Origin of the sequence: Actinoplanes lutulentus, assembly GCF_003259845.1 — a bacterium.
GTDB classification, from domain to species: domain Bacteria; phylum Actinomycetota; class Actinomycetes; order Mycobacteriales; family Micromonosporaceae; genus Actinoplanes; species Actinoplanes lutulentus.
The window spans coordinates 310,654-332,585 of the sequence record NZ_QLMJ01000007.1; the positions used below are offsets into that span (position 1 = coordinate 310,654).

Below are 21,932 nucleotides of genomic sequence, written 5' to 3' on the forward strand. Positions count from 1 at the left end.
CGATGAACTGCACGTTCCTCACCTCCCCGCTGGGATTCGATCGATCTACGCGGCAGAAACGACGGTACGTTCACGGTGACCGGGGCGAAAGCGATTTCCGATAGGGTCGGCACGTGACCATGGATCCGCTGGTCCTGATGACCGACGTGGAAGAGTCCACCGATGCGCTGCTGCGTGACGCGGAGAGCTGGGACGACGGCGTGCTCGCCGAGCCGTCCGGGCTGCCCGGCTGGTCAGTGGGGCACGTCCTGACCCACCTGGCCCGCAACGCCGACGCCCTGACGAACCTGCTGGTCGCCGCGCGCACCGGCGCCGAGGCACAGCTGTACGCGAGCCGCGCCGCCCGTGACGAGGCCATCGAGTCCGGGTCCGGCCGGCCGCTGGCCGAGCAGCTCGACGACCTGCGGGCCGCGCACGACCGGTTCGCCGACGCGGCCGCCTCGATGCCGGCGAGCGCCTGGTTCACCCACCTGCCGGCGATCGGCCAGTCCGCCGCCGGCGTGCCGTGGGGCAGGCTGCGCGAGATCGAGGTGCACCGGGTCGACCTGGCCCGCGACTACACCGCGCAGGAGTGGACGGACGCCTTCGCGCTGCGCCTGCTGCGGGAATTCGTGGCGCAGCCACCGGCCGACGCGCCCGCCATGGTGCTGCGTCCGCTCGGCCTGGAGCACCCGCTGACGATCGGAGACAGCGGCCCGGTGATCGGCGGTCCGACCAAGTCGCTTGCCGGCTGGCTGATCGGGCGAGCCGACGGCACAGACCTGACCGTCGCTCCCGACGGGGAACTACCCAAGCCAGCGAGGTGGAAATGAGCACGGATCTCGGCGGTGGCCTCACCATGACCAAGGTGTCGGTCGGCCCGATGGACAACAACGCCTACCTGCTGGAACACGGCGGCGAACGCCTCCTGATCGACGCGGCGAACGACGCCGGCACCCTGCAGGACCTGATCGGCTCCGGCGGCCTGCGCGCCGTGGTGACCACGCACCGGCACCAGGACCACTGGCAGGCGCTGGAGGAGATCACCCTCGCGACCGGGGCGGAGTCACTGGCGCACGTCGACGACGCCCAGGGCATCCCGGTGGTGACCCGCACGCTGCGCGACGGCGACGTGGTCGAGGTCGGCGGTGCCAGCCTCGACGTGATCCACATCGTCGGGCACACGCCGGGTTCGATCGTGCTGTCCTACCAGGGCAAACACCTGTTCACCGGGGACAGCCTCTTCCCCGGCGGGCACGGCAAGACGGCCACCCCGGAGAACCACACAGAGATCATGGACGATCTGGAGAGCAAGATCTTCGGCCGGTTCGGCGACGACACCGTCTTCTATCCCGGTCACGGCAAGGACTCCACGCTCGGCGCCGAGCGCCCGCAGCTCGCCGAGTGGCGTGCGCGCGGCTGGTAGACATGAAAAAGCGGGAGACCGGGGCATCTCAACTGCTCCGGTCTCCCGCGACAAACCCTCAGTGGAAGATCAGCCGACGCTCTTCGTGGCGTTCCCGTTCACGTGGATCCCCTCGGCGAACTCCAGCACCTGCGTCTCGCCCCAGCCCAGGTTGTCCCACACCTGGATCACCAGGTAACCCTGGTCGGGCAGTTCGAGGAACAGCGCCCACCCGTCGGTCTGGTCGAGCATCTTGGTCAGCACACCGGTGTTCTCACCGACGGTGACCTTCTTGCCGCCCAGCTCGGCCGGCGCGCCGGCGTCCTGGAGCATCACAGCGATCTTGCCGACGAAACTGTGCGGGTCGCTGTTGGCGCCCGCGTCGGGACCGCTGGACGGGCCGGCGAGCGGCCCGTCGGGTGCCAGCACCAGACCGCTGTTGTCGTTGCCCTGGAGGATCCAGCCCTCCGGAACCTGGTCGAGTTCGAATGCGTCGGGCTGCTCACCCTGGTACGCCACCAGCTTGGTGGGCACCAGCTTGCTGGGCACCACGGAACTCACCGCGGGCGCCGGGGCAGCGAGCGGCGCCGAGGCGGGCGCCGCCCCAGCGGTGGCGAACGCGACGGCCGCGGCGACGGCGGCGACAGCGAACGCGGAGGCCCCACCGGTCTGGACGAGCCGGCGGCGGCGCAGGGCACTACGGCCCCGGGCCAGGTCGGCCTGGATCACCTCGGAGGTCGGATCGGCTGCCGGTCCGGCGAGTCGCTCCAGCCCGTCATAGAGATCAGTCATGAAAAGCTCCTGGTCAACGGAGTGTTCAGTGGAGTGCCGAGAACCGCTCGGAGCCGGTCGAGGGCCCGGGCGGTCTGGCTCTTCACCGTTCCCTCGGAACATCCGAGGGCGTCGGCGGTGTCGGCGACGTCGAGGTCGTAGAAGTAGCGGAACACCAACGCCGCCCGCATCCGTGGTGGCAGCTCCTTCAGGGCCGCGCGCAGCCCGTCCGAGAGTTCCCCGCCCGGCACCTCCGCTGCCGCGTGTTCCGGCAGCTCGGCCATCGTCCGTTCCCGCCGGCGCCACCAGCGACGCCGCTCGTCCGTCAACGCGTTCACCAGTGTCCGCCGCACGTACCCGTCCGGGTTGTCGGCTCGCTGGAACGCCGGCCAGGCGACGTACAGTTTCGTCAGCGCGGACTGGACCAGGTCCTCGGCCAGGTGGGCGTCGCCCGCCGTCAGCAGAGTGGCCGTCCGCACCAGCCCGGCACGTTTCGCCGCCACGAAGCGGTGGAATTGCTCATCACGCTCGTTCTTCACACGAGCCCCTCCTTCGCTCTCACACCTCCCTGACGACTCGCGTCTCAGCCGGGTTGCATGAAGCCGTGGAGTATTCCCGAGTATCGCTTGGCCGGCGGCTTCGCGTACTCCTCTCGCTTGGACGTGCCCAAACCCAGCGTGACCAGCGCTTGGACCATGAGGGTCGCGGCCGCGACACCGTCGATCACGGGTACGCCCAACCGAGCCGAAAGTTCCGAGCAGAGATCCGCCATCCCGGCACAGCCGAGCACGATGACGTCGGATCCATCCGTTTCCAAGGCGTGCGCGGCCAGCGAGGCCACCCGGGGCAGAACCGTCGGATCACCCTCGAGTTCGAGCACCGGAATCTCACAGGCATGAATGCCTTTGCAGGCGCCGGCCCCGACATATCGATGCGCTAGATCCGACGCTCGTCCGCGCGTACGGGAAAGGGTTGTGACAACGCTGAAACCGCGACCGAGCAACGCTGCCGCATGCATCGCGGCCTCGGCGATGCCGACCACCGGGCCGGCGGCGATCTCGCGGGCCGCATCCAATCCGGGGTCGCCGAAGCAGGCGATGACGTAACCGGCGGCGCCGTCCCGCTCCCCCGCGGCGACCTCGGCGAGCAGGCCCGGGACCGCGAGGGCCTCGTCGTAATGGCTCTCGATGGAGGCCGGGCCCATCGCCGGAGTGACGCCTTCGACGACGACGCCCGGGCCGGCGACGGCCCGGGCGCTCGCCTCGATCAGGCTGGTCATCGACGCCGTGGTGTTGGGATTGATGACCCGGATGAGCATCAGGATTTGATCGACGCAGGGGCCGGCTGCCGCTTGAGGAGGCCCAGGTAGACGACGAAGCCGAGGCCGCAGCCGATGAACCAGCTGTACTGGGCGATGTCGTGCATACCCGGTCCATCGGTCCAGAGCACCGGGATCATCGCGATCGCCGCGCCCACCGCCGTCGCGATGATCGCCGGCGGGTTGTACCCCTTGCGGTACCAGTACTTGCCGGTGGAGCTCATCGTGAAGAGCGCGTCGACGTCCACCTGCTGCTTGCGGACCAGGTAGTAATCGGCGATCAGCACTCCGAACAGCGGTCCGATGAAGGCGCCGAGGGTCTCCAGCGTGTAGTGGATGACATCGGGGTTGTTGTAGAGGTTCCACGGGGTGATCAGCACCGAGCCGACCGCCGCGATCATGCCGCCGGCCCGCCAGGAGATCTTCTGCGGGCTCACGTTGGAGAAGTCGAACGCCGGCGAGATGAAGTTCGCGACGATGTTGATGCCGATCGTGGCGATGGTGAAGGTCAGCGCGCCGAGGACGATCGCGAACGTGCTGTCGATCCGGGCGACGGTCGCGACCGGGTCGGTGATCAGCTCGCCGAAGACCGGCAGGGTCAGGCTCGCCGTGACGACGGTCAGGATGCTGAACATCAGGAAGTTGACCGGGAGACCGAGGAAGTTGCCGGTCTTCACGGCTTTGAAGGACTTGCCGTACCGCGAGAAGTCCCCGAAGTTCAGCATCGGACCGGAGAAGTACGACACCACCAGGGCGATCGCACCCAGCATCACCGGGACGGCGTCCAGGCCGTGGTACTCCACGTCACCCAGGTTCAGGTCGATCGCGCCCCAGCCGGCCTTGTAGATCAGGTAACCGGTCAGCGCGAACATCACCACGTAGACGGCGGGCCCGCAGAAGTCGATGAAGCGCCGGATCGACTCCATGCCGGTCCAGAACACCGCGGCCTGGAGAACCCAGAGCACGGCGTACGTGCACCAGCCGAGCAGCGGCAGCCCGAGGAAGCCGTACTGGTTCACATCGGCGTACGGCAGCAGCGACGGCCACAGCTTGAGGACGACGACGTCCAGCGCCGCCGAGGCGAGGTAGGTCTGGATGCCGTACCAGGCGACCGCGATCAGGCCGCGGATGATGGCCGGCACGTTCGCGCCGAGCACACCGAACGCCACCCGGTTGATCACCGGGTACGGAACGCCGGTGGCCTGCGACGGCTTCGCGACGAGGTTGCAGAAGAAGTAGACGATCGTGATGCCCACGATCAGTGAGACGAGCACCTGCCAGCTGGAGAGTCCCAGGGCGAACAGCGAACCGGCGGTGACGTACCCACCGACGCTGTGCACGTCGGACATCCAGAACGCGAAGATGTTGTAGGAGCCCCACGTCTGCTTCCGCAGCGGAGCCAGGTCCTCGTTGGTGAGGCGGGGATCGTATTCAGGCTTGATGACGCCGCTACCGACCGGCATGCCGGCGGCTTCGACCAGGTCCTCGTGGTGCGTGCTGGGGATGGTGTCGGCCATGGCCGTCACGCTATGAATCCGCTGTTTCACCCGGATGTGCGGAACTGTATATCTTCGATCTCCCAAAGGTTCCCCAACTGTCACCCGAACGGATGGTCCGGGTACGGTGCTGCGGCGAGATCGACCGCCGATGCAAGGAGCGCCACCTGTGACGACGACCGAGGTTGCGCCGGCGAGCGCTCCGGCGTCCACCGCGCCCCGGCTGCACCCGCAGACCGTTCGCTGGCTGGCCGGCGCGGGCGCCGCGATGGCCCTGTACGCCGGATTGCGCATCATCAACGTGCTCGTGCTGATCTTCTACGCGCGCCGCGACGAGAAGACACCGGCCTGGCGTGACCTGCTGCTCGCCTGGGACGCGAAGTGGTACGCCGGCATCGCCGAGCACGGATACGACACCGTCATCTCGTTCACCGATAAGGGTGTTCCGGAGATGTCGAACCTGGCGTTCTTCCCGCTCTACCCGGGTCTGTCGGCGGCCGTCGCGTTCGTGCTGCCGGTCTCGGTCGGCACCGCGCTGCTGCTGGTCTCCTGGGCGACCGGCCTGGCCGCGGCGGCCACCCTGTACGCGCTCGGCAGTTACCTGCGGGACCGGATGACCGGCATCCTGCTGGCCGGCCTCTGGTCGGTCGTGCCGCACGGCATCGTGCTCTCGATGGGGTACAGCGAGCCGCTGTTCACCGCCCTGGCCGCCGGTTCGCTGCTGGCCGCGCTCCGCAAGAACTGGCTGACCGCCGGCGTTCTCTGCCTGCTCGCCGGGCTGACCCGGCCGACCGGCGCCGCGGTGATCGCCGCGGTCGTGCTGACCGCGCTGGTCGCGGTGGTCCGGAACCCGCGGGAGTGGCGGGCCTGGGTGGCCGGCCTGATCGCCCCGCTCGGCCTGGTCGGGTACATGGCCTGGGTCGGCATCCGGCTGGGCCGCGCCGACGGCTACTTCTACGTGCAGAACGAGACCTGGAAGATGGGTTTCGACGGCGGCGGTTACACCCTGTCCACGTTCTCGAACATGCTGCTCGACAACCGGATCTCGCTCGAACTGACCGAGGTGAGCCTGGTCCTGCTGCTGGCCCTCGGGCTGTTCGTGGTGGCGCTCGGTGAACGGCTGCCGTGGCCGCTGCTGGTCTACGCCGGTGTCGTCGTGTTCATCGCGGTGACCGGCGACTGGTTCTACTGGGCGAAGGCACGGATGCTCATCCCGGCCTTCCCGCTCCTGCTGCCGGTGGTCTACGCGATGCGGCGCAGTCACAACCGCGTGGTCCCGTACGTGGTCGTCGGCGGGCTCGCCCTTTTCTCCACATTCTTCAGCGTCTATCTCACGCTGACCTGGCATCGCTCCTTCTAGAAAACGCCTGACCACGGCTGTCCATCCCTCGACTCGCCGCGTTCGCTGACGTTCGGGCGACCCCCACCGGGGTCGACCGCTCGGAGATCAACACCAGTTGGCCCGTGATGGCTTTAGTTCAGTGCTTGAGCAAATATCGCGTGCCACTGTTGGGCCCGCCGATCATGTCGGCGGCCCCCTCTCGCCAGCGAAACGGAGTACCAGCAGTGAATATCGAGACTGCCCTTAAAGAAGCGATGGGCATCGAGGGCGCGATCGGTGTGGCACTCGTGGACTACACCAGCGGCCTCACTCTGGGCGTGCTCGGCGGCGGTCAGACGATGGACATGAACATCGCCGCGGCCGGCAACACCGACGTGATCCGTGCCAAGGTACGCACCCTCGAAATGCTCGGCCTCCAGGACGGCATCGAGGACATCCTGATCACGCTCGACTCGCAGTACCACCTGATCCGCCTGCTCCAGAACAAGCGGCACGGCGAGTCGTTCTTCCTGTACGTCTCGCTCGACAAGACCCGCGCCAACCTCGGTCTGGCCCGTCACCAGCTCCGCAAGATCGAGCGGGACCTGGACGTATGACGGCCCCCGGCGACACGTACAAGCCGGTCTACGCCGAGCTCGCCGCGCTGCGTTACCAGGTTCCCGGCGTGCTGGGCTGCGTGGTGGCGGGCGTCGACGGCCTGCTCATCCTGCACGACAACACCTCCGGCCCGGAACCGCACGACGTGGCGGCCCTCGCGGCCGGCGCGCACGGCATCAGCCGGACCACCGGCGCGGTGCTGCAACAGGGCGGCTTCGCGGACGTCACGATCCACAACCAGAACGGGTACCTGTCGGTCTACGCGATCGGCGACCTGGCTCTGCTTGCCGTGATCGGTGACGGCGGGCTCAACATCGCCCGCCTGCACCTGGAGGCACGCCCGGTCCTGGCCCGCCTCGCCGGCCTGCTGAACCTGCGCAGCGCCTGACCAAGCGGGCTCAGTAGCTCCACTTCTGCTGCGATGCGCCGGTGCACTCCCAGATCTGCGCCCGCACACCGTCAGCGGTACTCGCGTCCGGCACGTCCACGCACTTCACCGCCCACTCGCTGACCAGGTCATACGAGCTGTTGTAGGTGAACATCTGCGCGGACGATCCGGTGCAGGTGGCGGTCTGGAGCAGCGTGCCGTCTCCGGTGTCGCCGATCTGGACACACCGGCCACCGACCCGCATCGTGCCGTCGCCCGGGAAGCTGAAACGTTGCTCGGCCACACCCGTGCAACCGTTGAGGACGACCCGGGCGGCGGTCGCGTGCAGGCACGTCCCGGTCCCCATGCTCTTCACCTCGCGCCCCACCGCCGTCGCCGCGGTGGTCGCGCTGGTGGCGGTGGTCGCCGCCGCTCCCGCGGGCGCGGTCGTAGCCCCCGCCCCGCTCCCCGCGGTGGTGGTCGCCGCCGCCGCGGTCGTCCTGGTGGCAGCCGTTCCGCTCACGGCCGGAGCCGACCCTCGCGGCGACTTTTCCGGATTTGCCGCCTTTACCGGCAAAGATGACGGCACCGGACCGGGCGCGATCGTCGCCCCACTCCCCCCGGCCGCCCCCGAAACTCCAGGCTGCGGAATCGCTCCCTGCCCCACCTCGGCCGGCGCCGGATCCCCACCGACAAGCGCACTCACCGCCGGCTGAGCGGCCAGCCCCAGCGCGATCAACCCCGCGGCGGCAAGCAGAGCGGTCCGCCGCCGGCCCTTCTTGGGTACGGACGTCAGCCCCACAACCGCATCAACCGCGCCCCCTGACAACCCGGCCGCGACCTCCGGACCCTCCCCACCACCCGGCGCGACCGCCGGCCGGGTCGCGGGTTGCTCTTCCGGAACTTCGGGGGCTTTGGTGCGTACCCTCGGCTCGTCGGGAAAGGCTGCGGCGCGGCTCGCAGGGCGAGCGCCCACCATGGCCGCGACCAGGAGTCGCTGGGCAGTTTCGGCGTCGGCGCGCTCGGCGGGGTTCTTCTGGAGGAGCGCGATCAGCGCGGGGCGCAGCGAGCCGGCGCGCTCCGGAGGCGCCGGCAGCTCAGTGGCGAGGGCGGTCAGGGTGGCCATCGGCGACGAGCGGTCGTAGGGCGGACGCCCCTCGACGGCCGCGTAAAGCGTCGCTCCGAGTGACCACAGATCGGCGGCCGGGCCGATCTCGCCGTCCAGAGCGCGCTCCGGGGCCAGGTAGGACGGCGAGCCGAGCACCACTCCGGTGCTGGTCATGCTGGAGTCGCCGGCGGCCGTCGCCAGACCGAAATCGGTCAGCACCACGCGGCCGTCGTGGGCCAGCAGGACGTTGCCCGGTTTCACGTCGCGGTGCAGGATTCCGGCACGGTGCGCGGCACGCAGGCCGGCCAGCACGCCCAGGCCGATCCGGGCCGCCATCTCCGGCGCCATCGGCCCCTCGGCCCGGACCACCTGGTAGAGCGACCGGGACTCGACAAGCTCCATGACGATCCACGGCACGTCGGCGTGGAACACCACGTCGTGGACGCGGACCACGTTGGCCTGGTCGAGCCGGGCGATGGCGCGTGCCTCGCGGATGGCGCGGTCGCGCAGCGTGCGCAGTTCGGATTCGGTCAGCCCTGGCGGAGGAACGAGCTCCTTGATCGCGACGTCGCGTCCGAGCAGCTCGTCGCGGGCCGCCCAGACCCGGCCCATCCCGCCCTGGCCGATCCGGCCGGTGAGGCGGTAACGCTCAGCGATGATCGAAGGAAGCACTGCGGCACCGTACCGGTCGGGGATCGATAAAGAGCGTTTCCAGACGCCGTTTATCGTTCGTTTATCGGGTGGAACCGCAGCTCAGAACAGCCTCGATTCCACAATGTGGACAGTGTGATTTACTCGTCGGCGTCATTCCTCGGCGAAGAGGCCGGTGTGCTGGGGCAGGTCGGAGATGAAGTCCTGAAGCCGGTGGTGATGCGCCGCGCAGACCAGCGCGAGCGCCTGCTCGTCCCGGCGCAGGAACGCCGCGAGCATCCCGGCATGATCCGAGTGCAGCAATTCCCGGTCGGCGGCGGTCAGGTGCGACATCGGGCGCAGCGGCTCGGTCATGTTCCACGCCGACTCCAGCATGTGCAGCAACCGGCCCATCCGGCACGCCCCGATCAGCGCGAGGTGGAACCGTCGGCTCTCCCGGTGGTACGCCGCACCGCTGTCGTCGGTCTCGATCGCCGCGTCCAGGGCCCGCAGCGCGTTCCGGGCCTGGCCGTCGTCCTCGTCGGTGGCGCCGGCGACCGCGGCACGCAGCGCCGCCGATTCGAGCGCCTCCCGGACCAGATAGATCTCGCCGAACTCGCGGGCCGTCAGCATCGCGACCCGATAACCGCCGTTCGGCCGGTGATCGACAAGACCCTCCCCGATCAACGTCATCAGGGCTTCGCGTACGGGTATCCGGCTCACCTTGAACGCCGTGGCCACCGCATCCACGGGGATGGCCGAGCCGGGTGGCACCTCGCCGTGCAGGATGATCGTGCGCAGCTCGTCGAGGATCACGCTCTGCGCGCTGCCGCCCGGCCGGTCGGCAAGCCGCGCCAGCAGGGCCGATCGACGTCGGGGCCCGGACATGGCCGGACCCTAGTCCTCTCCGGTTATCGGCACGTTTCGCCTGTCGGTGTGCTTCGCGGGTCGCTCGATGGTTCGGCCATCAGCGGAACCCTCATCGATGCCTGTCGCCGGTGGCTACTCTGGCGAGAACCCCCGAGCACTGGAGGTAGCGGTGGAAGGTCGACACGATCCGAACCGGTGGGGTTTCCCGCCGCCGCACCCACAGCCCGAGTGGCAGCCGCACATGCCCGGCAACGGACCGGGTCTGCCGGGCTGGCTGGAGGAGCGGCTCTTCGACCAGCGCATCGTGATGCTGCGCGGCCAGCTCACAGCGGAGACGGCGACCGGGGTGATGGCCGCGCTGCTGACCCTCGACTCAGCCGGACCCGACCCGATTCACCTGCACGTGGCGAGTCCGGCCGGTGATCTGAGCGCCGCCCTGTCGGTCATCGACGTGATCGACGCGCTGACCGCGCCGCTGCACGCCCTCGTCACGTCGGAGGCAGGCGGCGCGGTCCTGGCCGTGCTCGCCGCGGCGGACCAGCGTGCGGCATATCGGCATGCCCGGTTCAAACTGGCCGAGCCTCGGGCCGCCGGCGTCACCGGCACGGCCGACGAGGTGGCCGCCGCGGCCGGGCAGCACCTGCGTGAGCTGGAGGAAGCGGTGGTCCGGCTCGCCGAGGTGACCGGTCAGCCGCGCAGCCGGGTCGAGGACGATCTGTCCTCGGGTCGCAGCCTGAGCGCCGCCGAGGCCCTGGATTACGGCCTGATCGGCGAAGTGATCACCCCGAAAGGGCGATGAAAAAGGAGCGGGCCCCGGCTTTCGCCGGGACCCGCTCACTTCAGTTCAGGCAGTTCAGCATTTCAGGCGCGTCAGGCGACCTTGACACCCATCGACCGGGCAGTGCCCTTGACGATCTGGATGGCAGCATCGAGGTCGTTCGCGTTGAGGTCGGGCAGCTTGCGCTCCGCGATCTCCTTGACCTGCGTGGCACTGAGCGTGCCAACGGTCGTGGTGAGCGGGTTGGCCGCGCCGGACGGGATACCCAGGCTCTTCTTGATGAGGAAGCTGGTCGGCGGCGTCTTGTACACCAGCGAGTGGCTACGGTCCTCGAAGACCGAGACGATGACCGGAATGATCTCGCCGCGGTTCTTCGACGTGGCCTCGTCGTACTCGACCTTGACGGCACGCATGTTGGCACCGGTCGGGCCGAGCATCTTACCGAGGTCGACCATCGCGGCGTTACCCGCCTCAAGTGCGAGGGTTACCTCATGGGTCTTCTTCTTGGCCTTGGGAGGCATCGGGTAAGGCTCCTTAGGGTGAGCTGCGGGCCGAGACAACGCAGCTCGCCAGCATCAACGACACACGACAACCCCGAGACCCTACTACCGCTTCGACACAAGGGTCAAAACGATGGAACAAAGGGGGTCTCGGGTTCTACCACCAGTGTAGCTCGCGACCCCGGCGCGGCCGGGACCGGCCCTGCTCAGTACCTGTCGCAGTAGCAATCACGCATCAGGTGGCGGACGGTGCTCACGTAGTCCGGGTTGACCAGCTCGCCGTTCGCGTAACCCTCGTCGACCGAGCCTCGGCCCATGTTGTATCCGGCGATCACCATGTTCAGCAGGCAGAGCGACGAGTCCGATTTACACTTCGCCGGGCTCAGGCTGTAGTTCTTCTTGAAGTACGCGTCACCGAACGCCTTGGTCAGCCACGCCAGGTAATTCGCCCCGACGACGGCGTTCTGCTTGTACGCGTGTGAGTCGTACGACTGCTCGAAGCGCTGGTTAATGAACTCCTCGGTCTCCGGCATCACCTGCATGAGCCCGAAGCCGCCGTCGCAGTTCACGATGTTCGACGTCCAGCCGCTCTCGTGCCACGACACCGCCCGGATCAGGTCCGCCGGCACCTTCAGTTTCGGCGCCGACCCCGGCCAGTACGTCTTGGTCGCGGCCGCGTTCAGCGCCGATTTCGCCTTGGCCTTGGAAACCTCTTTGCCCTCGAAGTCCGCGCAGTCCGGGGGCTGGAAGTTGTTCGGGTCCTCAGTCGGCGTGGCCGACGTCTTGCTCGGCTTCGGCTTCTTCGAGGTCTTGCTCGGCGTGGGCGACGGCGATTCCTCGGCCACCGGATCGTCGGTGATCGCCGGCTCCGGGGACTCCTCGGTCGCCGACGGCACGACAGCGACCGGCGCGACCGCCTTGTCCTCTTCCGAGGCTCCGGCCAGGCCGCAACCGCCCGCGACCACCAGCACCACCGCAGCACACACGAGACGCGTCCGTAACACCGATTTCATCGATGAGAACCTTCCCCCGAAAGACATCGAAGGTGGACGCTAACAGCAGTCCGGCGTTTTGCGCAGACCGTAAAACCGACCAAACGACCACAAGTTCGGGGACTTGACCCCGTGTCCCGAACGGCAACCTGAGCCAGGGACAATAGGTCTATGCAGACCCGCACCGACCTACGCAACGTCGCCATCATCGCTCACGTCGACCATGGCAAAACCACCCTGGTCGACGCCATGCTGCGCCAGGGCAGCCAGTCCCACGCGCGCGGCGAGATGGCCGACCGCGTGATGGACTCCATGGACCTGGAGCGGGAAAAGGGCATCACCATTCTCGCCAAGAACACGGCGATCAGCTACCAGCCCACCGAGGGCGAACCCGTCACCATCAACATCATCGACACCCCCGGCCACGCCGACTTCGGCGGTGAGGTCGAGCGCGGCCTCACCATGGTCGACGGCGTCGCCCTCCTCGTGGACGCCTCCGAGGGCCCGCTCCCGCAGACCCGCTTCGTGCTGCGCAAGGCCCTCGCGGCGAAGCTCCCGATCATCCTGATCATCAACAAGGTCGACCGTCCCGACGCCCGGATCAAGGAGGTCGTCGACGAGACGTACGAGCTCTTCCTCGACCTCGACGCCGACGAGCACCAGATCGAGTTCCCGATCGTCTACGCGTGCGCCCGTGACGGCATCGCCTCGCTGACCCAGCCGAAGGACGGCACGGTCCCCGAGGACAGCGACAACCTCGACGTGCTGTTCAGCACGATCCTCGACACCATCCCGGCCCCGCAGTACACCGAGGGCGCCCCGCTCCAGGCACACGTCGTCAACCTCGACGCGTCGCCGTTCCTCGGCCGTCTCGCGCTCTGCCGCGTGCACGAGGGCACCATCCGCAAGGGCCAGACCGTGGCCTGGTGCAAGACCGACGGCACGATCTCCAACGTGCGCATCTCCGAGCTGCTGATCACCGAGGGCCTCGAGCGCAAGCCGGCCGAGAGCGCCGGCCCCGGCGACATCATGGCCGTCGCCGGCATCCCGGAGATCATGATCGGTGAGACCCTCGCGGACGCCGAGAACCCGATCCCGCTGCCGCTGATCAGCGTCGACGAGCCGGCCATCTCGATGGTCATCGGCACCAACACCTCGCCGCTGGTCGGCCGGGTCAAGGGCTCCAAGGTCACCGCGCGCATGGTCAAGGACCGCCTCGACAAGGAGCTGATCGGTAACGTCTCGCTCCGCGTCCTGAACACCGAGCGCCCGGACGCCTGGGAGGTTCAGGGCCGTGGTGAGCTTGCTCTCGCCATCCTGGTCGAGCAGATGCGCCGCGAGGGCTACGAGCTGACCGTCGGCAAGCCGCAGGTGGTCACGAAGACCATCGACGGCAAGATCCACGAGCCGGTCGAGCGCCTCACCATCGACTCCCCCGACGAGTACATGGGTGCCATCACCCAGCTGCTCTCCACCCGCAAGGGCCGGATGGAAGAGCTGATCAACCACGGCACCGGCTGGCTCCGCATGGAGTGGCTCGTCCCGGCGCGTGGCCTGATCGGCTTCCGTACCGAGTTCCTCACCGAGACCCGCGGCACCGGCATCATGCACCACCTCTACGAGCGCCACGAGCCGTGGTTCGGCGAGCTCCGCACCCGCCAGAACGGCTCCCTGGTCGCCGACCGCGCCGGCGCCGTCACCGGCTTCGCGATGATCAACCTGCAGGAGCGCGGTCAGCTCTTCGTCGAGCCGACCACCGAGGTGTACGAGGGCATGATCGTCGGCGAGAACTCTCGCGAGGACGACATGGACGTCAACATCACCAAGGAGAAGAAGCTCACGAACATGCGTGCCGCGAGCGCGGACAACACCGAAAAGGTGATCCCGCCGCGCAAGCTGTCCCTGGAGCAGTCCCTGGAGTTCTGCCGCGAGGACGAGTGCGTCGAGGTCACCGCGACCGCCGTCCGCATCCGCAAGGTCGTCCTCGACCAGAACGCCCGAGGCCGCGCCGCAGCCCGCCGCAAGCACCAGTAAGTCAGCGTCATCCGGAGGCCCGCCAGCGCACACCAGCGCAGGCGGGCCTCCCCCTTTCCCCAACCCCGCGCGCCCGCCTACGGATCTATCTCGCTGTCGCGGCCGCCGTGCTGGTCGCCGCCGGCGGCACCGCGCTGCAGATCAAATGGGACGCCGACATGCAGGCATCCAAGCCGATCGTCGGCAAGCCCGATGACCCGATTCCGATGCCGTGGTCGACCAGCTTCACGATGGAGAAGATCGAGTGGGGTGTGACGCTCACCGCCATCTCGTCGGACACGGATGAGGTGACCTGCCGGATTCTCGCCGGCGACCAGGTGATCGCTGAGCGGACCGAGCAGCGGGCCGCGGTCTGCGCCTACAACCCGCTGTTCGACCAGGCGATGCAGGAGCAGCTCGACCTGGTGCCCACGAGCTGACCGACACGAACGGCCGGGCCCGGGTGACTTGTCGTCGCCCGGGCCCGGCCGGTGTCCGCGTCGGTGGGAACGGTGCTCCGACCGTACCCAAGAAGGTTTTTGATCTTTAGTTGCCGGACCCGATCAGCTCTTTCTTGCGGTCCCGGGAGGACTTGATCAGGCTGGCGGCGGTGGCGATGCCCAGCGTGCCCAGGATGACCAGCAGGGAGAGCCAGATCGGGATCTCGGGGGCCCAGTGGAAGCCGTGCCCGTCGTTGAGGAACGACAGGGTGTTGGTGTGCAGGGCCTCGAGGAAGAGCTTCACGCCGATGAAGGCGAGCACCACGGCCAGGCCGATGTTGAGGTAGACCAGACGCTGCAGCAGGCCGCCGAGCAGGAAGAACAGCTGCCGCAGACCCATCAGCGCGAACACGTTCGCGGTGAAGACGAGGTACGGCTCCTTGGTGATGCCGAAGATCGCCGGGATCGAGTCCAGGGCGAAGATCAGGTCGGTGGTGCCGATGGCGATCATCACGATCAGCATCGGGGTGAAGAGGCGCTTGCCGGTCTCGGTGACCACGCTGAAGCGGCCGTCGCCGAACGACGAGGAGATCGGCAGGGCACGCTTCGCCCAGCGGATGAGCAGGTTCTCCTTGAAGTCGTCCTCGTCGTTCTCGCCGCCCTTGACCAGCGTGATCGCGGTGTAGACGAGGAAAGCGCCGAAGATGTAGAAGACCCAGGAGAACTGTGTGATCAGGGCGGCGCCGGCGGCGATGAACGCGCCACGCATCAGCAGCGCCAGCACGATGCCGATCAGCAGCACCTTCTGTTGCAGGTGCCGTGGCACGGCGAAGCGCGCCATGATGATCACGAAGACGAAGAGGTTGTCGACGCTCAGCGAGTACTCGGTCAGCCAGCCGGTGTAGAACTCACCGGCGTACTGTCCGCCCGCTGTCGCCCAGACTCCGGCACCGAACAGGACCGCCAGGCCGACGTAGAAGCCGACCCATGTTCCCGCTTCCTTCATGCTGGGTTCGTGTGGTCTGCGCCCGATGATCAGAAGATCAACGGCGAGTACGGCCACCAGCGCAACGAGCGTGGCGACCCAGACCCAGACGGGAACGTTCAACGAGAACCTCCGGCAGACACGGGTCGTCGCTGCATCCACTCTTGTACGCGTCTCATTACGAGTACAGGTACCCGAGTTCTGTGATCGAGACTCGTGAGTGAGTCACGAATGACCAGAACCCGACACCGGGACTCGCTGGAGCGAGACTCGTGCCTAAATGAAAGCAGCGACGTGCGACTGTCGGAGGTCTCTTCCGCCGCGGATGACTCCGCGACCCCCGGTCCCGGGCGCGCCGATATACGGCGTTCCGTGCTGACGACACCGGAGCAGGGGAATACTCCCCTCCCACGGTTAGCCATTGTTGCGCATCCGGTCCCGGATCTACACACCGGGAGACCTAAGAGTGGCGGGACTCGCGTACCAAACCGCTCATCCTGGAAGATTCCCCTTCACTGTCGCCTTCCCTCAAGGCTAGTCCCGGTGACTCCGAGTTTCGGGGCGAACCCTGACAGTCCCTAAGGCATCCTAGTAAGCTAGCCATGTTTCGCGTATGGGACAGTTGCCAACATGGTTCTCGAAGTCACGCTGATCGACGTCCTGCCTGGCCGAGACATCGACTTCCTGGAGGCATACCGCCTTGCCCGCCCGGTCATCGCGGGGGCGCAGGGTTGCCGCTCGGTACGCGTGAAGCGAGGCACCGAGTCGAGCACCCGGTTCCTGCTCCTGGTCGAGTGGGACAGCCTGGACGACCAGGAGCACAACTTCCGGCGTACCGAACGGTTCGCCCAGTGGCGGGCGCTGATCGCGGGTGCGCTGGCGCAGCCGCCACTGGCCGAGTTCTTCGCCGACGTGGTCCCGGCCGGGGCGCACCCCGACCATGACTTCTTCGCAGGCTGACCCGGCCGGGCGCACCCCGACCACGACTTTGTCGCGGGCTGACCCGACCGGGGTTATTTCACCCCGGCCATGTCCATGCCGCGCAGCTCCTTTTTCAGTTCCTTCACCTCGTCGCGGATCCGGGCGGCCAGCTCGAACTGCAGCTCACGGGCGGCACCCAGCATCTGATCGCTGAGATCCTGGATCAGCTGGGCCAGCTCGGCACGGGCCATCCCCGGCCGGGCCGTACCGGAGCCGGCACGGGCTTTCGACCTGGTCTCCGGCACCGGCGCCTTGCCCCGGGACATCTGCCGGCCACCGCCGCCGACCATCGCGCCGCCGACCGCGTTCTCGGTGTCCTCGGCCTCGCGGTAGATGTCGTCGAGGATGTCGTGGATCTTTTTCCGCAGGGCCGTCGGGACGATGCCGTTCGCCTCGTTGTGGGCGATCTGCTTGTCGCGCCGGCGGTCCGTCTCGTCGATAGCGTTCCGCATCGACGGGGTGATCTTGTCGGCGTACATATGGACCTCGCCGGAGACGTTACGCGCGGCGCGGCCGATGGTCTGGATCAGCGAGCGGCCGCTGCGCAGGAAGCCCTCCTTGTCGGCGTCGAGGATCGCGACCAGCGACACCTCGGGCAGGTCGAGACCCTCACGCAGCAGGTTGATGCCGACCAGCACGTCGTAATCACCCTTGCGCAGCTCCTTGAGCAGCTCGACCCGGCGCAGCGTGTCGACCTCGGAGTGCAGGTAACGCACCCGGATGCCGTTCTCCAGGAGGTAATCGGTGAGGTCCTCGGCCATCTTCTTGGTCAGCGTGGTGACCAGGACCCGCTCGTCTTTCTCGGTCCGCAGCTTGATCTCGTGCATCAGGTCGTCGATCTGGCCCTTCGTGGGTTTCACCACGACCTGCGGGTCGACCAGGCCGGTCGGGCGGATGACCTGCTCGACGAACTCGCCCTGCGCTTTCTCCAGCTCCCACGGGCCGGGTGTCGCCGACAGGAACACCATCTGGCCGACCCGGTCGAGGAACTCGTCGAAGCGCAGCGGCCGGTTGTCGGCGGCGCTGGGCAGCCGGAAGCCGTGCTCGATCAGGATCCGTTTCCGGGAGGCGTCGCCCTCGTACATCCCGCCGATCTGCGGGATCGTCACGTGCGACTCGTCGATGACGGTGACGAAGTCATCCGGGAAGTAGTCGAGCAGGGTGTAGGCCGGCTCGCCGGGCTGGCGGCCGTCCATGTGCATCGAGTAGTTCTCGATGCCGTTGCAGAAGCCGACCTGGCGCATCATCTCGATGTCATAGGTGGTCCGCATCCGCAGCCGCTGTGCCTCGAGGAGCTTGCCCTGCCGCTCGAACTCGGCGAGCCGCTCCTCCAGCTCGGCCTCGATGTCGTGGATCGCCCGCTCCATCCGCTCCGCGCCGGCCACGTAGTGCGTCGCCGGGAAGATGACCAGCTCGTCGACCTCACGGACCACCTCGCCGGTGAGCGGGTGCAGGTAGTAGAGCTTCTCCACCTCGTCGCCGAAGAGCTCGACGCGCACGGCCAGTTCTTCATAGGCCGGGATGATCTCCAGCGTGTCGCCGCGGACCCGGAAGGTGCCGCGCTGGAAGGCCACGTCGTTGCGCGTGTATTGGATGTCGACCAGGCGGCGCAGCAGCTTGTCGCGCTCGATCTCCTGGCCGACCTTGAGCTGGACGGCGGTCTCGATGTACTCCTGGGGGGTGCCCAGGCCGTAGATCGCGCTCACCGTCGCCACCACGATGGTGTCGCGCCGGGTCAGCAGTGACCGGGTGGCCGAGTGGCGGAGGCGCTCCACCTCCTCGTTGACCGAGGAGTCTTTCTCGATGTAGGTGTCGCTCTGGGCGATGTACGCCTCAGGCTGGTAATAGTCGTAGTAACTCACGAAGTATTCGACGGCGTTGTTCGGCAGCAGCTCGCGGAACTCCTTGGCGAGCTGGGCGCAGAGCGTCTTGTTGGGCGCGAGCACGAGCGCCGGCCGCTGCAGCCGCTCGATGAGCCAGGCCGTCGTGGCGCTCTTGCCGGTGCCGGTGGCGCCGAGCAGAACAGTATTCAGATCGCCGCGGCGGACCCGTCGCTCAAGCTCGTCGATCGCGGCGGGCTGGTCACCCGCGGGCTGGAATTCGCTGACGACCTCGAACCGGCCGTCAAGTCGTGGGATGTCGAGCGCCATGTTCACACCGTACGTCGGGGGTATGACAAGTTCCGGCACGGCTGCCGCGAGCCGGTCACGACGGCGTGCTGTGGGTGCACATTCCGCCCCGAGCAGCGCCATTGTCGTGCTTGACCCCGCGGCCTAGCCTTGGCGGGTAGGCCGCTCGCGGCGGCCGCAGGCATCGTGTGGATCACATCCGTCAAGGATCGCGTTCACCATGCCGCACCGTGGTCGATGCGCCCCAGGGACCTCCCGGGCAAGCGCACCCTCGGTGAGTCGCGCCCAGCGCAGACCGGTCGCCGCGAGAGCTTCCTACGAAGCTTGTCCAGGCTGCCAGCCGACTGATGCCGCCCAGTCGTCCGCCGCCCGGGCCTCCTCGTCGAACCACGGCTCCTTCGCTTCGGCGTACCCCTCCCGGTCCTCGATGGAAGCCACCCACGCGGCCTTGGCCGCGGCATAGGCGTCTCGCGCCTCCGGCACCGCGCGCAGATGATCACGCATGAGCAGCGCGAAACGCCAGCCCGGCGACCCCGCCACCCGCACGTGCAGGTTCACCTCGTAACCCGGGTCGGCGCATCCGTGCAACCGCTTCGGCCAGGTCATCCCCGGCACACCGCGCGCGTTGTCGAACCACTCCCCCGACCTGCGCGGAAAGCCGATCTCCCCGAGCCGCCCGGCAAGCGCGTCCGCCTCGGCCAGGGTCCGCACGCTCAGCATGAGATCAACGACGCCGGACAAATCCGACAAAAACGGGACCGACGTCGACCCGATGTGATGCACCTCCGGCTGACCACCGAGGCCATGCCGAATCCGGGCGATCAACCGCGCGGCCACCGCCGGCCAATCCGGCTCAGCCCGCTCGGCCGGCTGATCCTGATGCCGCGCCGAACGCCCCAGACGCAGATTGCGCTCGAACTCCACGATCCGCTCACGCCACAGCTGATCCACCCGGGCATGCAAATCACCAAGATCGGCGTCGTTCGTGAGGACCACGTCAGCCGCGGCACGGCGTCGCTCGTCGTCGGTCTGCGCCTCGATCCGGGCGGCGGCTTCCGCCGCCGTCATGCCACGCAACTGCGTCAGTCGCTGCATCCGCAGCTCACGGTCCGCGAGAACAACAACGACCAGATGGTACGACGGAGAAAGCCCCGCCTCGACGAGAAGCGGAACGTCGTTCACCACGATCGCGTCCGGTGGCGCCGCTCGGGTCAGCTCGGCCGTGCGCTCCCGCACCCGGGGATGGATGATCCCCTCCAGCGTCCGGCGGGCCGGCTCGTCGCCGAAGACCTTCGCACCGAGCGCCGGCCGGTCCAGCTCGCCGTCCGCGGTGAGCACACCCGCGCCGAACGCGGCCACGATCGCGGCGAGCCCGTCGGTGCCGGGCTGGACCACCTCACGGGCGAGCACGTCAGCATCGATGATCACCGCACCGCGCTCGGCGAAGCGCTGGGCCACAGCACTCTTGCCCGCACCGATCCCACCCGTCAGTCCCACCCTCAGCATGGGAACCAGTATCCCGGTGCGCTCGATCGTCAGCGCTGTCCAGCCGCCGAAAATCCGGGGAATGGCGAAAGGCCGCCCCGACCTGAGTCGGGACGGCCTTTCCGGGTACTACCGCTTGGCTACAAGCAGAAGAGCGTCAGCTCTTGCCGCCGGCCAGCTTCTCGCGCAGAGCGGCGAGAGCCTCGTCGGTGGCCAGCGTGCCGGCCGGCTCCTCGGCGGAGCGCGCCGGGGCCGACGAGCTCGTGGACGAGGAAGTCGACGAAGACGACGAAGAGGTCACGCCGCCGGCCGGAACCGGGTTGAGCGCAGCCTCGGCGTCGGCCTCGCGGCTCGCCTGGACCTGCTTGGTGTGGGCCTCCCAGCGCTCGCGGGCATCCGCGTACTGCTTCTCCCACGCCTCGCGCTGCTTGTCGAAGCCCTCGAGCCACTCACCCGTCTCGGGGTCGAAGCCCTCCGGGTAGATGTAGTTGCCCTCGTTGTCGTACGTGGCAGCCATGCCGTACAGGGTCGGGTCGAAGTGCTCCTCGCCCTCAACGAAGTTCTCGTTGGCCTGCTTGAGCGACAGCGAGATCCGGCGACGCTCGAGGTCGATGTCGATGACCTTGACCAGAACGTCCGAACCAACCTGGACGACCTGCTCGGGCAGCTCAACGTGACGCTCGGCGAGCTCGGAGATGTGCACCAGACCCTCGATGCCGTCGTCGACGCGGACGAACGCACCGAACGGAACGAGCTTGGTGACCTTACCCGGGACGATCTGGTTGATCGCGTGGGTCCGGGCGAACTGACGCCACGGGTCCTCCTGGGTCGCCTTCAGCGACAGGGAGACACGCTCACGGTCCAGGTCGACGTCGAGGACCTCGACCTCGACCTCCTGGCCGACCTCGACAACCTCGGAGGGGTGGTCGATGTGCTTCCAGGAGAGCTCGGAGACGTGCACCAGGCCGTCCACGCCGCCAAGGTCGACGAAGGCGCCGAAGTTGACGATCGAGGACACGACGCCCTTGCGGACCTGGCCCTTCTGCAGCTTGTTGAGGAACTCGGTGCGAACCTCGGACTGCGTCTGCTCGAGCCAGGCGCGGCGGGACAGAACCACGTTGTTGCGGTTCTTGTCCAGCTCGATGATCTTCGCCTCGAGCTCGCGGCCGACGTACGGCTGCAGGTCCCGGACACGACGCATCTCGACCAGCGACGCCGGGAGGAAGCCCCGGAGACCGATGTCGAGGATGAGGCCACCCTTGACCACCTCGATGACGGAACCACGGACGACGCCGTCGTCTTCCTTGATCTTCTCGATGGTGCCCCAAGCCCGCTCGTACTGAGCGCGCTTCTTCGAGAGGATCAGGCGACCTTCCTTGTCCTCCTTGGTGAGGACGAGGGCTTCGATGTGGTCACCGACCGACACCACTTCCGCGGGGTCCACGTCATGCTTGATCGACAACTCGCGCGAGGGGATGACGCCCTCGGTCTTGTAGCCGATGTCGAGCAGGACCTCGTCCCGATCGACCTTGACGACGGTGCCTTCGACAATGTCGCCGTCGTTGAAGTACTTGATGGTCTCGTCGATGGCGGCGAGGAATGCTTCCTCGGACCCGAGATCGTCGACGGTGACCTTGTTGGCGCTCGAGGTGGCCTCGATGCTGCTCGTCATGTGGACAGTTGCTCCGAACGGATGGATTCGTGGTGTCTCTCGCGCTCGGCGGAACTGCCACCGGAACCGCACGA

The 21,932-nt window shown here is 67.7% G+C and carries 21 protein-coding genes; 9 read left to right on the plus strand and 12 right to left on the minus strand.

All coding sequences use genetic code 11. From position 1 onward, the window contains the following. Positions 1–113: 113 nt before the first annotated feature. A complete protein-coding gene (locus B0I29_RS18290; RefSeq protein WP_111650188.1) occupies positions 114–812 on the plus strand; it encodes a maleylpyruvate isomerase family mycothiol-dependent enzyme in 699 nt (232 codons plus the stop codon). After that, positions 809–1,405 carry an MBL fold metallo-hydrolase gene (locus B0I29_RS18295; RefSeq protein WP_111650189.1) on the plus strand — a complete coding sequence of 199 codons (597 nt, stop codon included), beginning with the start codon at positions 809–811 and terminating at the stop codon, positions 1,403–1,405. The genes B0I29_RS18290 and B0I29_RS18295 overlap by 4 nt, the downstream gene beginning before the upstream one ends. 69 nt (positions 1,406–1,474) lie before the next feature. Here B0I29_RS18295 and B0I29_RS18300 read toward each other — a convergent pair whose 3' ends face one another. From B0I29_RS18300 to B0I29_RS18315, 4 genes are read right to left on the minus strand one after another with little or no spacing between them, the layout of a single operon-like run. Further along, complete coding sequence (locus B0I29_RS18300) at positions 1,475–2,176, minus strand: hypothetical protein (RefSeq protein WP_111650190.1); 702 nt, start codon at positions 2,174–2,176, stop codon at positions 1,475–1,477. Further along, positions 2,173–2,694: a SigE family RNA polymerase sigma factor gene (locus B0I29_RS18305; RefSeq protein WP_111650191.1), complete on the minus strand. Its 522-nt coding sequence runs from the start codon at positions 2,692–2,694 to the stop codon at positions 2,173–2,175. The genes B0I29_RS18300 and B0I29_RS18305 overlap by 4 nt, the downstream gene beginning before the upstream one ends. A gap of 44 nt (positions 2,695–2,738) precedes the next feature. Continuing rightward, the gene (locus B0I29_RS18310) at positions 2,739–3,473 is read right to left on the minus strand and encodes an aspartate/glutamate racemase family protein (protein WP_111650192.1); all 735 of its coding nucleotides are present in this window, start codon (positions 3,471–3,473) and stop codon (positions 2,739–2,741) included. Next, a complete protein-coding gene (locus B0I29_RS18315) occupies positions 3,473–4,990 on the minus strand; it encodes an NCS1 family nucleobase:cation symporter-1 (RefSeq protein ID WP_181557855.1) in 1,518 nt (505 codons plus the stop codon). The genes B0I29_RS18310 and B0I29_RS18315 overlap by 1 nt, the downstream gene beginning before the upstream one ends. A 148-nt stretch (positions 4,991–5,138) precedes the next feature. Between B0I29_RS18315 and B0I29_RS18320 the strand changes: the two genes are divergently transcribed. From B0I29_RS18320 to B0I29_RS18330, 3 genes are all read left to right on the plus strand, one after another. After that, the gene (locus tag B0I29_RS18320; protein WP_111650193.1) at positions 5,139–6,329 is read left to right on the plus strand and encodes a hypothetical protein; all 1,191 of its coding nucleotides are present in this window, start codon (positions 5,139–5,141) and stop codon (positions 6,327–6,329) included. A 164-nt stretch (positions 6,330–6,493) separates the two neighbouring features. Further along, entirely contained in the window at positions 6,494–6,907 is a 414-nt protein-coding gene (locus B0I29_RS18325; RefSeq protein ID WP_111650255.1) for a hypothetical protein, read from the plus strand. Continuing rightward, entirely contained in the window at positions 6,904–7,296 is a 393-nt protein-coding gene (locus B0I29_RS18330) for a roadblock/LC7 domain-containing protein (RefSeq protein WP_111650194.1), read from the plus strand. The genes B0I29_RS18325 and B0I29_RS18330 overlap by 4 nt, the downstream gene beginning before the upstream one ends. A gap of 10 nt (positions 7,297–7,306) precedes the next feature. Here the strand turns inward: B0I29_RS18330 and B0I29_RS18335 are convergent, their stop codons facing one another. Both B0I29_RS18335 and B0I29_RS18340 read right to left on the minus strand, forming a co-directional pair. Beyond that, entirely contained in the window at positions 7,307–9,055 is a 1,749-nt protein-coding gene (locus B0I29_RS18335; RefSeq protein WP_111650195.1) for a serine/threonine protein kinase, read from the minus strand. Between the two features lie 132 nt (positions 9,056–9,187). Next, complete coding sequence (locus B0I29_RS18340; RefSeq protein ID WP_111650196.1) at positions 9,188–9,901, minus strand: GntR family transcriptional regulator; 714 nt, start codon at positions 9,899–9,901, stop codon at positions 9,188–9,190. A gap of 151 nt (positions 9,902–10,052) precedes the next feature. On the opposite strand from B0I29_RS18340, the gene B0I29_RS18345 reads away from it, so the two are divergent. Beyond that, positions 10,053–10,682: an ATP-dependent Clp protease proteolytic subunit gene (locus tag B0I29_RS18345; RefSeq protein WP_111650197.1), complete on the plus strand. Its 630-nt coding sequence runs from the start codon at positions 10,053–10,055 to the stop codon at positions 10,680–10,682. Between the two features lie 71 nt (positions 10,683–10,753). Here the strand turns inward: B0I29_RS18345 and B0I29_RS18350 are convergent, their stop codons facing one another. Continuing rightward, complete coding sequence (locus B0I29_RS18350) at positions 10,754–11,182, minus strand: uL11 family ribosomal protein (protein WP_111650198.1); 429 nt, start codon at positions 11,180–11,182, stop codon at positions 10,754–10,756. A 185-nt stretch (positions 11,183–11,367) separates the two neighbouring features. After that, positions 11,368–12,174 carry a transglycosylase SLT domain-containing protein gene (locus B0I29_RS18355; protein WP_111650199.1) on the minus strand — a complete coding sequence of 269 codons (807 nt, stop codon included), beginning with the start codon at positions 12,172–12,174 and terminating at the stop codon, positions 11,368–11,370. Positions 12,175–12,324: 150 nt separating this feature from the next. On the opposite strand from B0I29_RS18355, the gene typA reads away from it, so the two are divergent. Both typA and B0I29_RS18365 read left to right on the plus strand, forming a co-directional pair. After that, positions 12,325–14,187 carry a translational GTPase TypA gene (gene typA / locus B0I29_RS18360; RefSeq protein WP_111650200.1) on the plus strand — a complete coding sequence of 621 codons (1,863 nt, stop codon included), beginning with the start codon at positions 12,325–12,327 and terminating at the stop codon, positions 14,185–14,187. A gap of 107 nt (positions 14,188–14,294) precedes the next feature. Beyond that, entirely contained in the window at positions 14,295–14,606 is a 312-nt protein-coding gene (locus B0I29_RS18365) for a hypothetical protein (protein ID WP_111650201.1), read from the plus strand. 106 nt (positions 14,607–14,712) lie between these two features. Here B0I29_RS18365 and B0I29_RS18370 read toward each other — a convergent pair whose 3' ends face one another. Next, the gene (locus B0I29_RS18370; RefSeq protein WP_111650202.1) at positions 14,713–15,714 is read right to left on the minus strand and encodes a TerC family protein; all 1,002 of its coding nucleotides are present in this window, start codon (positions 15,712–15,714) and stop codon (positions 14,713–14,715) included. 507 nt (positions 15,715–16,221) lie between these two features. Between B0I29_RS18370 and B0I29_RS18375 the strand changes: the two genes are divergently transcribed. Further along, the gene (locus B0I29_RS18375; RefSeq protein ID WP_111650203.1) at positions 16,222–16,551 is read left to right on the plus strand and encodes an antibiotic biosynthesis monooxygenase family protein; all 330 of its coding nucleotides are present in this window, start codon (positions 16,222–16,224) and stop codon (positions 16,549–16,551) included. Between the two features lie 53 nt (positions 16,552–16,604). Here B0I29_RS18375 and uvrB read toward each other — a convergent pair whose 3' ends face one another. The 3 genes from uvrB to rpsA form a co-directional block, all read right to left on the minus strand. Further along, positions 16,605–18,722 carry an excinuclease ABC subunit UvrB gene (uvrB, locus tag B0I29_RS18380; protein WP_111650204.1) on the minus strand — a complete coding sequence of 706 codons (2,118 nt, stop codon included), beginning with the start codon at positions 18,720–18,722 and terminating at the stop codon, positions 16,605–16,607. 294 nt (positions 18,723–19,016) lie between these two features. Continuing rightward, positions 19,017–20,207 (minus strand): dephospho-CoA kinase, encoded by a 1,191-nt coding sequence (gene coaE, locus B0I29_RS18385; RefSeq protein WP_111650205.1) that lies wholly within the window; start codon positions 20,205–20,207, stop codon positions 19,017–19,019. A gap of 136 nt (positions 20,208–20,343) precedes the next feature. Then, positions 20,344–21,858, minus strand: a complete 1,515-nt coding sequence (gene rpsA / locus B0I29_RS18390; RefSeq protein ID WP_111650206.1) for a 30S ribosomal protein S1 — start codon at positions 21,856–21,858, stop codon at positions 20,344–20,346. Positions 21,859–21,932: the final 74 nt, after the last annotated feature.

What these genes read in the sequence shown, in the direction of transcription:
- B0I29_RS18295 (WP_111650189.1), top strand. Translation starts at nt 809, where the DNA reads ATGAGCACGGATCTCGGCGGTGGCCTCACCATGACCAAGGTGTCGGTC.
- B0I29_RS18300 (WP_111650190.1), bottom strand. Translation starts at nt 2,176, where the DNA reads ATGACTGATCTCTATGACGGGCTGGAGCGACTCGCCGGACCGGCAGCC.
- B0I29_RS18310 (WP_111650192.1), bottom strand. Translation starts at nt 3,473, where the DNA reads ATGCTCATCCGGGTCATCAATCCCAACACCACGGCGTCGATGACCAGC.
- B0I29_RS18315 (WP_181557855.1), bottom strand. Translation starts at nt 4,990, where the DNA reads ATGGCCGACACCATCCCCAGCACGCACCACGAGGACCTGGTCGAAGCC.
- B0I29_RS18325 (WP_111650255.1), top strand. Translation starts at nt 6,494, where the DNA reads ATGTCGGCGGCCCCCTCTCGCCAGCGAAACGGAGTACCAGCAGTGAAT.
- B0I29_RS18330 (WP_111650194.1), top strand. Translation starts at nt 6,904, where the DNA reads ATGACGGCCCCCGGCGACACGTACAAGCCGGTCTACGCCGAGCTCGCC.
- B0I29_RS18340 (WP_111650196.1), bottom strand. Translation starts at nt 9,901, where the DNA reads ATGTCCGGGCCCCGACGTCGATCGGCCCTGCTGGCGCGGCTTGCCGAC.
- B0I29_RS18350 (WP_111650198.1), bottom strand. Translation starts at nt 11,182, where the DNA reads ATGCCTCCCAAGGCCAAGAAGAAGACCCATGAGGTAACCCTCGCACTT.
- B0I29_RS18355 (WP_111650199.1), bottom strand. Translation starts at nt 12,174, where the DNA reads ATGAAATCGGTGTTACGGACGCGTCTCGTGTGTGCTGCGGTGGTGCTG.
- typA (WP_111650200.1), top strand. Translation starts at nt 12,325, where the DNA reads ATGCAGACCCGCACCGACCTACGCAACGTCGCCATCATCGCTCACGTC.
- B0I29_RS18375 (WP_111650203.1), top strand. Translation starts at nt 16,222, where the DNA reads ATGGTTCTCGAAGTCACGCTGATCGACGTCCTGCCTGGCCGAGACATC.
- uvrB (WP_111650204.1), bottom strand. Translation starts at nt 18,722, where the DNA reads ATGGCGCTCGACATCCCACGACTTGACGGCCGGTTCGAGGTCGTCAGC.
- coaE (WP_111650205.1), bottom strand. Translation starts at nt 20,207, where the DNA reads ATGCTGAGGGTGGGACTGACGGGTGGGATCGGTGCGGGCAAGAGTGCT.
- rpsA (WP_111650206.1), bottom strand. Translation starts at nt 21,858, where the DNA reads ATGACGAGCAGCATCGAGGCCACCTCGAGCGCCAACAAGGTCACCGTC.